This window comes from Colwellia maritima, assembly GCF_022669015.1.
GTDB classification, from domain to species: domain Bacteria; phylum Pseudomonadota; class Gammaproteobacteria; order Enterobacterales; family Alteromonadaceae; genus Colwellia; species Colwellia maritima.
Window position 1 is genome coordinate 192,427 of record NZ_JAKKSL010000002.1, and the last position, 13,541, is coordinate 205,967.

At 35.3% G+C, this 13,541-nt stretch carries 7 protein-coding genes and 2 pseudogenes; 6 read left to right on the forward strand and 3 right to left on the reverse strand.

Annotation, left to right across the window (positions count from 1 at the left end; translation table 11 throughout):
• Positions 1-96 precede the first annotated feature (96 nt).
• Positions 97-1,662 carry an esterase-like activity of phytase family protein gene (locus tag L3081_RS11005; RefSeq protein WP_242286089.1) on the reverse strand — a complete coding sequence of 522 codons (1,566 nt, stop codon included), beginning with the start codon at positions 1,660-1,662 and terminating at the stop codon, positions 97-99.
• Positions 1,663-2,003: 341 nt separating this feature from the next.
• Positions 2,004-3,704 (reverse strand): M28 family metallopeptidase, encoded by a 1,701-nt coding sequence (locus L3081_RS11010; RefSeq protein WP_242286090.1) that lies wholly within the window; start codon positions 3,702-3,704, stop codon positions 2,004-2,006.
• Positions 3,705-4,096: 392 nt separating this feature from the next.
• Here L3081_RS11010 and L3081_RS11015 point away from each other — a divergent pair, with 392 nt between their 5' ends.
• Entirely contained in the window at positions 4,097-4,873 is a 777-nt protein-coding gene (locus tag L3081_RS11015; RefSeq protein WP_242286092.1) for an FHA domain-containing protein, read from the forward strand.
• A 275-nt stretch (positions 4,874-5,148) separates the two neighbouring features.
• Here L3081_RS11015 and L3081_RS11020 read toward each other — a convergent pair whose 3' ends face one another.
• Complete coding sequence (locus tag L3081_RS11020; RefSeq protein ID WP_242286094.1) at positions 5,149-5,523, reverse strand: hypothetical protein; 375 nt, start codon at positions 5,521-5,523, stop codon at positions 5,149-5,151.
• Positions 5,524-6,863: 1,340 nt separating this feature from the next.
• Between L3081_RS11020 and L3081_RS11025 the strand changes: the two are divergent.
• From L3081_RS11025 to L3081_RS11045, 5 genes and pseudogenes are all read left to right on the forward strand, one after another.
• A pseudogene (locus L3081_RS11025) lies at positions 6,864-9,045 on the forward strand (OsmC domain/YcaO domain-containing protein).
• Between the two features lie 145 nt (positions 9,046-9,190).
• Positions 9,191-9,657: pseudogene (locus L3081_RS11030) on the forward strand (hotdog fold domain-containing protein).
• Positions 9,658-9,932: 275 nt separating this feature from the next.
• Positions 9,933-11,531, forward strand: coding sequence for a cation:proton antiporter domain-containing protein (locus tag L3081_RS11035; protein ID WP_242286096.1), 1,599 nt, complete (start codon positions 9,933-9,935; stop codon positions 11,529-11,531).
• A gap of 193 nt (positions 11,532-11,724) precedes the next feature.
• Complete coding sequence (locus L3081_RS11040) at positions 11,725-12,510, forward strand: hypothetical protein (protein WP_242286098.1); 786 nt, start codon at positions 11,725-11,727, stop codon at positions 12,508-12,510.
• Between the two features lie 7 nt (positions 12,511-12,517).
• Entirely contained in the window at positions 12,518-13,315 is a 798-nt protein-coding gene (locus tag L3081_RS11045; protein ID WP_242286100.1) for a mechanosensitive ion channel family protein, read from the forward strand.
• The last annotated feature ends 226 nt before the right edge of the window (positions 13,316-13,541 follow it).

Consider the following 13,541-nt stretch of genomic DNA (forward strand, 5'->3'; position numbering starts at 1 on the left):
GGGCTAAAAGTAAGCAAGTTGCGTAGGCTTCTATTGAATGCAACTTGCTTTTTATACGTATAGCTACTGGTTGTAGCTACTGGTTGTAGCTACTGTTTAGTGAGTTAGATCAATGTCTTCAATGATGTACAAACGATTACTGTCAATCACTGTTTGACCAAGATCAAGGTATTTTTGCTCAAGTACGCCGCCTGATGCCCAGGTAGCAAAGTCATCGTCGTTTATCACGCCAATAGTATTATCATTGATTAACCACATGCCTTCTAATTTGTCGTGCGGGTAACCAGTTTCAGCGACTAAATCTACCAAAAAGGTTTTATTAATGGTATTAATTCCTGCATTGGCGAGTGTTGCCCAACCATCCGCTTCAAGTGTTACTTCTTCTAGCGTTTTTCCATCAATTAATAAACCTAATGAATCATCTTGTGTCATCGTGGTGGTGGTTGTGATTGCTTCTATATTGGTTGCATTGCTGATGTCAATTTTATACAGGTGTTTCATGGCAGAAGTATCTTCATTATAAAACTTGCCATCACGTTCAATAACAACAAACTCTGTTTCACTTAAGGCAACAATACCCGATTGTGAATTTTGCGTTTTTTCTTGCTTGTAAAGGTATTGGCTAACGTTACCATTGGTTAAGTTAATAGTAACAATACGAACAATATCGTTGACCTTAACTGCACTAGTTGGGTTATACATAGTAGACTGCATAATACCAACTAAGGTAGTTTCATCTGGTGTAACGGTTAATCCTTCCATACCACGATTAGCGCGACGATTAGCAAATTCAGCAGGTAATGTGTAGGTATTTCGAGTATCATTATCAAAGGCATTAATACGACCAATTTCAATGCCCTCAGCATTAAAATGAACCATATGTGGACCATATTCATCACTTATCCAAAATGTTCCATCAGACAAAGCGACTAGGCCTTCGCCATCTAAACCATAATCATCTAACTTAATTGGGTTCGTTGTTTCATCATAGGGTAAGTTCATGTCTTCAACGATTATATTTCCATCTGCGTCATAGGGGGTTTCACCTGTACCACCTAACGCGCTGCTGTTAGGTAAACCTGTTATAAGTGTGCCATCCGGACGTTTTAATAAGATATCCTTAATTTTTTTTACATCGCCATTATCTTGCAGTTCAAACAAGCCAATTCTAGGGGTGTAGTCAGGTGTTGGAAACTTTTTCCCAGTTCCTTGAGCCCCTGTAAAGGTAGCGTTGGGGCCTCGATCGGTTAGAGCATAAAAGCGCGTTGAATCTGAAGGGTCTGCAACCATATCAGAGCCAAAACCACCATTGCGAATCTCCATAAAACTGCCAGGTAAAGCACCGTTGTCAATATCAGATCGCATTACCGTGTGGGGTAACGGTGAGCCAGAAGTACTGACGGGATTTACATCACAATTTGTGCTTGTATTCGTTATTTCGGTTTCGGTTAATATGTTGTCAGCATTAGTATCTAAGCCAGACATTATCTTTGAACCACCAAAAAAGCATTCATCATTACCTAACGCTAGTGTTTCTAAGGCAATTAAACTATTTAGGCCATTAATACCTTGCTCACCTTTATCACCTTTATCACCGTCGCCACCACATGCTGTTAAACCTAGACTAGCCATTAAAATTAATGTTAATTTTGTGTGTTTCATTGTTACCCTTTTATTTTAATCTTAGTAATTATTTGATTAAGTTGAGATTAAGTAAAATTTATTACAAATAGATTAAGAAAAAATTACCGTTTAATGAAATAGGGTGGATAAATGAAGAAGATAGAGTAGGGAAGCTGATAAATCATTCCCAGTATGGGGTATCGCCAAAATATTCAGTAAAGTAATGAATAAAGGCTCTAACTTTTGGGTCTAGCAGTCTAGAACTAGGGTAAACAACCCAAATTGCTGTATTAGCAGCAATAGGGTAATCGTGGAGTATTTGGACAAGTTCCCCACGTTGGAGATGTTTATAAATACTCCATTTAGAACTTATGGTAATACTATTTACCCCGTTGTGCGTCACGAATAGCTTTAAATTCTGTACCTTCATTCCATTGGGGCCAAGCGTTACTATTAACGATTTCTGAGCCAGTTAAAAAATATAATTGAAGGTCTTCAACTGCTCCCGTTAATATCCAGTCGTCTTGATACTCGTCACTTGGACCATGATAGTGTTTTTTTGTGTATTCTTCTGCTTTTTCAATACCGTAGGCAACGCCTTTATCGACATGATCATAACCTGAATTGGGGTATAACATCGGCACACCTAATTTGGAAAGCTCGAAGTGGTCTGAACGATAAAAATACCCTTTTTCTGCTTCTGAATCAGGATTCAAAATACGGTTTTTAGCCTTAGCATTTTTTTCTAGAATATTTTCAAGCTCACTCATACCTGAACCAATAACGGTAACGTCTTTGGTTGGCCCAAAGTTATTCAAACCGTCCATATTGATACCACCAACGGTCTTTGCTAAGGAATAAAGAGGATTTGAAGCATAATAAGCTGAGCCCAATAATCCTTGTTCTTCCGCCGTTACTGCTAAAAACAATACAGAACGTTTAGGCTTTTCTTGCATGCTTGCATAGGCTTTGGCAAGTTCAATTAAACCAACTGTACCTGTTGCGTTATCTAGTGCACCATTATAAATACCATCGCCAGTTTCTTTCTGAAGTACAGGATCTGTACCTAAATGATCCCAATGAGCCATGTAAATAAATACTTCGTCAGGGGATTCAGACCCTTTAATAAAGCCAACAACATTTTTTGAATTGATAGTGGTGGTTTTGTTTTCTATTGTTGCTGAAACGGTTAAATTTAGCGGTACGGCTTTGAAACCTGGTGTTTTTGCTGCTATATATTGAGCGGTTAAATCTAATCCTGATTTGTTAAATAAAGCCTTTGCACTATCGAGGGTTATCCATCCCTCCATTGAGGCTAATTCAGAGCCTTGGTCAGCACGCACCATATCAAATTGTGGACCTGTCCAACTTGAACTAACCGTAGACCATCCATAAGCGGCAGGCTTTGTATCATGTATGATGATCGCCGCCGCCGCACCTTGTCGCGCAGCTTCATCAAATTTATAATCCCAACGACCGTAGTAGGTCATAGCATTGCCGTTAAATAAGGAACTATCTTGTGTAGCATAGCCGGGATCATTGACTAACATAACAACGGTTTTACCCGTGACATCAATGTCAGCATAATCATTCCAGTTTCGTTCTGGTGCATTGATACCGTAGCCAACAAATATTACTTCGCTGTTATTTATCTCCACAGAATTTATTTGTTTGCGCGTCCAAACAACTTGTTCGTTTGAATATGTCAGTGTTAAATCGTCACTTTTTCCATCTGAAAATAGTATGCTTGGCTTATTTATTGCCTCAACAGAAGTGAGGGGAACCTCTTGAAAATAGCTATTACCATTCCCCGGTGCTACACCAAATTTTTTGAATTCACTCGCAATGTAATTTACGGTTAATTCTTCGCCTTCAGATCCTGGCGCTCGACCACCGAACTTGTCGGAAGAAAGAATTTTTATATGTTGAGTAAGCGATTTGGTAGTAATTGCTTTTTCACCGAAATTGATTGATATTTTATCTTGGTTAGTTTTTTCTAATAACTTAGGTTGATTAGATTGTCCGCAAGCAGTTAGTATTACTAATAATGAAAGTGATAATGTGATCTTTTTAATAATCATTGTTATTTCGATATATTGAGGAATTATTTATTATTAATGAAAAGATAGCACTACCAATTATATATGCAAATTTATTTAGTTGATGAAGGTCCTAAGCGAAATAAGCTAAGTGAGCTATTACCCGCGAAGTCGCCCAATGGCTTTATCCAATTTGTCTCCTTAATCTGCTCGCTATTTCTCTGGTTGTAGCCACATGAAGTTTTTCAAGATCATATTTTGTAATTACTTATAATAAGACAGATGAATGAAAAAATGTATTAACCGCTGTTTTGGGCTAATGTACTGTTAGTTGAGATGTTACAATTAAGTTGATATGTTACGCATACGTTAGTTTCTTACCAAGCGTTTAGTCAAATACTTAATGATATTCGATCTCACTATAAGAAGAAGTTATGGCCACTTTATTTAATAAAAAAATACAACAGCGTTGTTTTTTACAATCTCACCATAGTTTTGGTCGACTTAAAAATTCGGTAAATACTTTTGTTGATGATTCGTTTGTTTCTAAGGTTCATGCTTTTATTGAGTGGAACGATAGATATTGGTTGTTACGTGATGTCAGCAGCAATGGTACGTGGTTAAATGGTAATAAACTGGGACGAGATCAAGTAGCTCAACTTAATGTTGGCGATGTGATAAATTTTGCAAGTAACGAGAATAATGCGTTTGAACTACTTGATACTAAGCCTCCTTGTGACTGTCTTATACCTGTTGAACACAATAGCGAGGTTATCGAACTAGAATATTTTCATTTATTACCGAGTCAAGAATCACATGAAGTTTTATTGCGTTATAACAATCAAACCTGTTCTTGGTGGCAAGAAATATTTGATGATAATCTGAGTGAATCAGTAACGACTATGGAATTGAGTAATCGAGATTATATAATAATTGATGGCTTGAAATGGCAGTTACAAATAAATCGCCCACTTACCGAAACGCAAATTGTTAAACCAAGTGTTACTTCGCTAAACGAGTTAACATTGCTTTTTCAAACGAGCCTTGACGAAGAAAGCACACATCTTACTATACAAACAGGTGATAAAAATATTGACTTATTGGTGCGTAGTCATCATTACCTCACATTGTGTTTGGCTCGACAACGAGTTAAAGATATAGAAGCGGGTTTGATAATAGTGAACAGGGATGGCTTTATGCCGAGTCATTAGCTAGAGATTTAGGCGTAGATGCCAGTCACTTGAATATCCAAATTTATCGTATTCGAAAACAATTTGTTGAGGCACTCAATAACACTTGTGAAACCAAAGAATATTATTGAACGTAATGCGGGGAAAATACGTTTAGCTTCTAAAATTTTTAGTATTACCAAAGGTGATAAAGTTGAATACGATACTCGTTGTCAGTAACCAATAAATAAGTTGAACGGTGTTTTTTAGCCAAGAAGTAACCCCGGCGAAAAACAAAAATTTTTATTAAGTTTCTTCTATTTAAAAAACAACATCATTGATTTGTTAAGTCTATTAAGCTTAGATAGAGCAGTATTGATTTTATCAATGATTGCCACTGGTTTCTCAGGTTTTACTAATGAATTCTGATCTTTATTACTCATTGTATTGTCTTGGTTATACACATCAATAACCGTTACGCGAGTAGGAATTGGCGATTTTTTTGATTTGTTTTGTTTTGTTTCAACATTGGTAACAATATCATCGCGATTAATTCGTGTGAAAAAGCAGTATAAAGAAGTATTGTTGTTTACTTGATCATTATTCAAGTTTTTTGCTGATGTATGGTGAACAAGTGCATTAGATTTATGCTCTTTAGGCTTTACCTTAGTCTTATTTAGATGTTCGCTCATTGTTTTCTCCAATCTCTTCATATTATGTCGCCGTATATAACCACTTGTTAGTCAAGCTATACACTATACAATTTGGCAATCATTGCATTTTAATGATTCACTATAATATCTACTAAGAAAGAAAAAATGACCATTACACGGCATTACACGGCAAATTAACATTAAGAATTTAATGATGGGAATTACATTGCGAAATTGTTGTTAAGCTAGCTATAGGCTTTAAGGGGTGTGTTATAAGTGTTTGTATTTAAGTTATTAATATTTTTTGTTAATGCTTGAATTCTATTTCATAACCCCTCAGTAAAGCATGAAAATACTTGCATTTTGTCTCCAAGTTAAGCTTGTATCAGCTCAGAAGTTAATTTGGTGTATTACGACTTTCGTTATGCGAGTAACCGTGACTAATAAAACATCACCCCTATAGTCATTTGCCATAAAAAATGTAAGACATGTCTTACAAGGTCGTAAGACATATTGTCATTATTTTGAAGGATAAAATCAGCTTTTCAACTAAGTGTATGAATATATTAATTAAAATATTTAATACAAATTTTACAAATTTGTTACATAAAAAGTTTTTTTTTAATGTTCGCCTAAAAAAAATATATAAGCGTATTATTACTCGTGTCAGGAAGACATAGAGAAGGACGCTCTATTAACATATTTTACTTGAGTAATGATTATTTGATGGAAATATATTAAGGGAATAAATAGGAGGGAGGCTTAAGGATTAAGTCGAGTGAAGAGGACTTCACTGAGGGATGATACGAATATGGATGTGATCAATTATGGATAATTGAAGTCAGGAAGATAATGTCTAGGAGACAAAACGTGTTTTACATGGAGTTAAAACGTGAAGACTAAGGATAGCCATAGCAAGGAATACATGGATGTAGCGCTAAGGACAATAAGTAGAGTTTACTTAAAGGAAATACTAGGGATAGTCTTTCATGGATGAAATGAGAACACTAAATAAAATGCAGGATGCATTATATAAGCTAGTTACAAAAATGCAGCTCTTTGAGCTGCATTTTTCTTTTATGTGCTTCTCAATATAAATCAAATAAACTTGATGTAATGCTGTGCAATGAATTTTTGGCTATAGTATTTATATCAATAACTTAACACGTCTCCTTATTATACGTGTTAGTCATTAGTCGTCGACAGTCAATTTTTATAGAACAATTATTTCTGTATTTTAGAGATATTTTCCAAGACTATTGCTGCGAAAAACACGATAATTACCCTCATTATGCTCAATGCACCAGAAATTAGTGGCTAAATCTTTACACAGGTTTGGTTTAAACACTTTGTTGCAACAAAAATATGGACACTATTCAATGGAAATCAAAGTAAATTTTCTAGATAATCTCAGGCTTGAAGCTAAATTTGATGATTTTTCGGTTATTGCGGATCAGCCTATTCGTTACAAAGGGGATGGTTCTGCGCCGGGCCCTTTTGATTATTTCTTGGCATCATCAGCACTTTGTGCCGCTTATTTTGTCAAAGTTTATTGTACCTCTCGTGATATTCCTACTGAAAATATAAGGTTATCACAAAACAATATTGTTGATCCTGAAGATCGCTACAAGCAAATTTTCCAAATTCAAGTTGAATTGCCTGAAAATATTTCGGCAAAAGATAAACAGGGGATTTTACGCTCAATTGATCGCTGTACCGTGAAAAAGGTTGTGCAAACAGGGCCTACATTTAAAGTAGAAACTGTTGATAATCTTGAAGAAGATGCTCAAGCAATGCTTACGGTTAAGCCTGAAGGTGATTCAAACACTTTTATTTTAGGTAAAGATTTGCCCCTTGAAGAAACTATTGCCAATATGACGGGAATATTAGCCTCCCTTGGTATGAAAATAGAGATATCTTCCTGGCGTAATATTGTACCCAACGTGTGGTCTTTACATATTCGTGATGCTGCGTCACCTATGTGCTTTACTAATGGTAAAGGTTCAACAAAAGAGAGTGCACTTTGTTCTGCCCTTGGCGAATTTATTGAACGTTTAAATTGTAATTTCTTTTATAATGATCAGTTTTTAGGCGAAGACATTGCTAACAGTGATTTTGTTCATTACCCAAATGAAAAGTGGTTTAAACCAGAAAACGATGATGAATTACCGTCAGGTATTTTGGATGATTACTGTTTAGGGATTTATGATCCTGATAATGAATTACGTGCGTCTAATTTAATAGATACAAATTCAGGTAATGTTGATCGCGGTATTTGCGCTATTCCATATACACGTCATTCAGATGGTGAAACCGTGTATTTTCCTTCAAATTTAATTGAAAATTTATTTTTGAGTAATGGTATGAGTCTTGGTAACAACCTACCTGAAGCACAAGTACAGTGTTTATCTGAAATTTTTGAACGCGCAGTAAAAAGACAAATTATAGAACAAGAGATTGTATTGCCTGATGTTCCGCCGCAGGTGCTAGAAAAATACCCAAGTATTCTAGCGGGAATTAACGGTTTAGAAGCACAAGGGTTTCCTGTGGTGGTGAAAGATGCTTCCTTAGGTGGGCAATTTCCTGTTATGTGTGTCACGCTCATGAACCCTAAAACGGGTGGCGTATTTGCTTCATTTGGTGCTCATCCTAGCTTTGAAGTAGCACTAGAACGTAGCTTAACAGAGCTGTTACAAGGGCGTAGCTTTGAAGGTTTAAACGATGTTCCCAAGCCAACCTTTAATAGTATGGCTGTATCAGAGCCAGAAAATTTTGTGGAACATTTTATTGATTCAACGGGGGTTATTTCTTGGCGATTTTTTAGTGCTAAGCATGATTATCAGTTTTGTGAATGGGATTTTTCAGGCACGAATGAACAAGAGTGCGAAAGCTTATTTGCTATTTTGAACGGTCTTGGCAAAGAAGCGTATATCGCGGTATTTGATCAACTAGGGGCTACAGCTTGTCGTATTTTAGTACCCAACTATTCAGAGGTATATCCAGTTGAAGACTTAATTTGGGATAACACTAACAAAGCATTGGAATACAGAGCTGATATATTGAATCTTCATAGTTTGAGTGATGAAGCCTTGGCAAGTTTGTTTGAACGATTAGAAGATAGCCAACAAGATAATTATATTGATATTCGCACCTTAATTGGCATCGAGTTTGATGAAAACACGGTGTGGGGACAGTTAACGATTTTAGAATTAAAAATTCTTATTTGTTTAGCACTTGGTGCACTTGAAGATGCATTGGATTTAGTGGGAGAATTTTTACAATACAATGACAACACAGTTGAACGGGGTTTATTCTATCAGGCAATTAACGCTGTGCTTGAAATTATGTTAGATGATGATTTAGCGCTAGATGATTTCATTCATAATTTAAGCCGTATGTTTGGCGAAGAAAATATGAAGAATGTTGTTGGATCAGTGTCGGGTGACATTCGATTCTTTGGTCTGACTAAAACCAAGCATGAAACTTGAAGGGTTAGATAAACACTTGCGATTAATTGAAAGTTATAAAAAACTGCATCATGCGAGAGGTTTAACTTTGTAGATCGGCTAAAAGCCAACGTGATTGGTGTGTACTAATGTATCGCTTGAATAAATAGTTTATTGCTTTGGGGTTGAATGTTTGTTGAATCTAAAATTAATAGTGTTAAACTCATCCGACCAGATGAGTGTTAACAGGAAGATTGAACATGGCAAAAGAAAAATTAACTAAAGTAATGGCGCTTTATAAAAGAGTTACGCGACTACCATTTGGTCAAAAAATATTTTCAATTATGGTGGCGCGAATGGCGCCTTATTTTAGTACCATTAAGCCACTCATTACTGAATTAAGAGCTAATTATTGCGAATGTTTGATAAAAAAAGAAAAAGTGTTCAGAATCATATAAAAACAGTGCATGTTATTGCCATTTGTAATGGTTTAGAGATGGCAATGGGGGTTATGACTGAGGCATCTATTCCAAAACATCTTCGCCGGATACCTAAAGGCATGTCGCTAGATTATACCGCTAAGGCCGGATCAGATATACGTTGTGTTGCAAAAGTCACACCAGAGCAGTGGCAAGTTGGTGATCTGCTTGTTGAAGTAACCGCCTTTGACATTAATGATGTTGTGGTGGTAAAAGGGCACATTAAACTTTGGATCTCTGAAAAATAGCGTTTTTCACAAGTAAAAAAGCTTATATACTCATGACATATTTTGGTGCATTTATTAACAAACGCGCCTCTATATGATGCAATAAAAACCCCTAAGAAAAACACCGTTTAAAATACACATCTAACTTATTGATATTTTGTTGTTTATTTGGTTTTTATGTGCTGTTTTTTTTGGTGCGTTTTTTGCTTGTTAGTAATAATAATCCCCGCTTTAACCTTAGTTGTCCTAAAGTTTAACAAATATAGGCGGCTGTTGATGTTTGTTAAGGAAGTAAAATGGACTCCATACTTGTTATTATCACTATCTCTTTAGCGCTTGCTAGCGTATTAAATATAGTATTAGCTAAATTTTCAATTTCTCATATTATTGGTTATATCATAACGGGTACTATTGTCAGTACACTTTTTGATTTTAATGGTAGTCATGATCTTCATTCATTAGACTTAATTGGTGAATTCGGTATAGTCTTTCTTATGTTTACCATAGGTTTGGAAATGTCTTTTTCTAAACTTGATAAAATGAAACATTTGATATTTATTAACGGTTTTTTGCAAGTCGCTTTTAGTTCTCTTTTGATTTTTTCTGTTGCTTTTTATGCCTTTTCACTTGATGCAATATCATCATTAATCATTTCACTGTCATTTAGCTTATCTTCAACTGCTATCGTGTTACCGTATTTGAAAAAATCAAAAGATATAGTAACACCTTATGGTGAGAAATCTGTTGCCGTTTTAGTTTTTCAAGACTTGGCCGTTATTCCTATCTTATTGCTAATGAGCTTCCTATCGAATAATGAAATGTCGATGACCGATATTTTATTAAAAACATTTCTATACGCCACCGCTATCATTGTTTTTATGTTTACTTTAGGTAAAAAAATCATTGGTTGGTTACTGCATTTTTCTTCCACTGCCAGAATGGAAGAATTGTTCTTAAGTTCTGTTTTTACCATAGTTATAGGTGCATCATTACTTGCCCATGAAATGGGTTTTACGTATTCATTAGGCGCGTTTATTGCGGGAATGATTATTGCTGAAACTAACTTTCATATTAAAGTAGAGTCAGATATTGCGTCATATAAAGATCTCTTGTTGGGGGCATTCTTCTTCTCTATTGGTACCAAAATAGATATTTTCTATTTCGCGAGTAACTTATATTTAGTACTTGGTATTCTCTTGCTTGTGATGCTCATTAAAGCATTCATCATCTTTTTTATTATCAGACGAAATACTAACAAAAGTGATGCAATTAAGTCTGCGCTTGCGCTCTGCCAAATAGGCGAATTTTCGTTTGCTATCTTTGCTTTGGCGGTAAATCAAAATATTCTGCAAAGTGAATTAGGTAATTTTCTAATCTTAATCACGGTATTATCAATGTTGTTAACGCCATTTATGGTGAATAATATTTATAAAATAGCCTCTTTGTTTGTCGTTGAATTTTTTGAAGCAGATAAAATAGCACCAGTAAATATTAGTAATCATACTATTGTTTGTGGTTTTGCTATTTTGGGTAGAATTGTCGCGAAAGAGCTTACCCAAAAAGAAATCGATTTTTTAATCATTTCTGACAATTTACAACATGTATTACTGGCAAGAAAACGCGGATATAAAGCCTATTTTGGTCATTTAGATAAAACGCCTGTGTTGGAATCACTAAAAGTAGAACAATCCAATAGTATTATTGTCACCGTTAGTACCCTAAAAAATAAGCAAATAATTTGTGAAGCGGTTTTAGAGTATTACCCAGAAGCCAATTTGATCGTTAAAGTAAACACCCTGGAAGAGAAAACAGCTTTATCTGTACTGAATATAAAAGCTTTTGTTCATGCGCAGCATGAAACAGCAATGTTACTTGTTAAACGTAGTCTGAGTTAACCTGATGAGCTCGGTTTAGTTTTTAAAGATTTAGTCATTAAAGGTTGATCATTGAAACGTTAGTGATAATTTAAATGTGGTGAATGTGAATGAATAATCTCGCATTTCTTAGTCGTTAATGCTTATACTTGGCGCTAATTGCGAAGCAATCAATTTAAACTAACGAGTATGAGTACAATATGAGTAATAATGTTTGGTGGGGGGAATTCTCTTTTCAGCCCCAAGAGACAAAATCCGGAGTGTCGGTGAGCGTGCTATTTTAATTAAGCGAAAAGCAACTGAATGGAATACTTGGAACGTTGAGAGTATTGCTGTTGAGAGTCAAGGCGCTGAGGATGATATTTTAGTAACTGACGGTACGAGTATTGTACTAGAAAGTGACATGGTAACCGGGCGGTTTTTGGAAAAAGTTACCTTGGGTAAAATTAAAGTCTCCCCGTTATTGGCCGATCGCACAATGATTGCAAGACCTTCTTCGCCATTAACAATTCTCGCGGGTGAAAAAATTCAACTGTTTATTAGTACACCCGTTTGGTTTTATGCTGAATTATTGCCCAGTAATAAGTGTTTGGTTGACTTGCCTTTTTGGCGTCCATCGGATTCATGGTTTGGTAGCTCCACAATAGATGGGCAACTATGCTATGCAAAATATACCTCAGCTAAAACTAACCTTGAAGAGCTAGACTTACACCCTCATCGAGCAACAACAGCTATCATGGTACATAATCGACATAATAAGGCATTAACGATTAACCGAATAAATGTTCCGGTTAATTACTTAAATTTGTATAGTGACGATAAAAATCAACTGTGGACCTCTAGTATTTCAATAAAGATAGAAGGGGAGTCTGCGGATGTTGAGTTAATTATCGACAAACATTTTCTTTCAGAATTTGAACCACAAACACTAATCAGTAGACCACGAATATCATCCGAACATGGAAAATTAATTCGTCGGATTAGTCATTTATTTGGGTAGGGATTTTATGGACGTTATTTTAGAATTTGTTGGTATGCTCGAAACATCACATTTATATTTGTTTTCTCAAGCACTAGTTTACTTTGTTGTGGGTTTTTTTATTGCTAAAGCTATGAGTAGTGCTGCAGCAAAAATTGCACAAAATAAACTGACAACGCATGGCGTATTTTTGCTCAAAAGAACGGTGTTTTACACCTTATTGGGATTGTTTGCTTTGTCGGCATTGAAACATATTGGTATAGATTTAACGATTTTATTGGGTGCAGCAGGTATTTTTACTGTTGCTATCGGTTTTGCTTCTCAAACGTCAGCTTCAAATTTGATCAGTGGGTTATTTTTAATGATTGAAAGACCTTTTTCAATTAGTGATGTGATTAAAGTAGATGACATTATAGGAGAAGTTATTTCAATTGATTTGTTATCGGTTAAACTTAGAACGTTTGATAATTTGTTTGTCAGAATCCCGAATGAAAGCATGATAAAAAGCGCTGTTACCACACTAACTAAATTCCCTATCAGAAGAGCTGATTTAAAATTAGGAATTGCTTATAAAGAGGACATTGAACAAGTAAGAAAAATATTATTAACAATTGCTGAAAAGAATGTTATTTGTTTAGAAGAGCCGGCACCACTTTTCATACTAACGGGGTTCGGAGCATCTTCTGTCGATATTCAATTTTCCGTGTGGGCCAAAAGAGAGAACTTTTTGACATTGAAAAATGAGATGTATCAAAACATTAAGAAAACTTTTGATGAGCAAGGTATTGAAATCCCCTTTCCTCATATTAGTGTGTATCTTTGGTAATCAAAGTAAGCCTTTTGATGTTTCTTTGACTAGTACAAACAACAACGTTGAAGAAGGTAAAAATATCCGTTAAGTATGGATAGTGATTAATGTCCTTACGTGAAATAATTATTGGTATCGAATGTATCAATAAAAAGGTAAAAAAAGTTCATTTTTTTACTAAAACGAGACAATATGTCGCACGTGTAAAGAAGGACATCATTATATAATTTTTACCACTTATAAC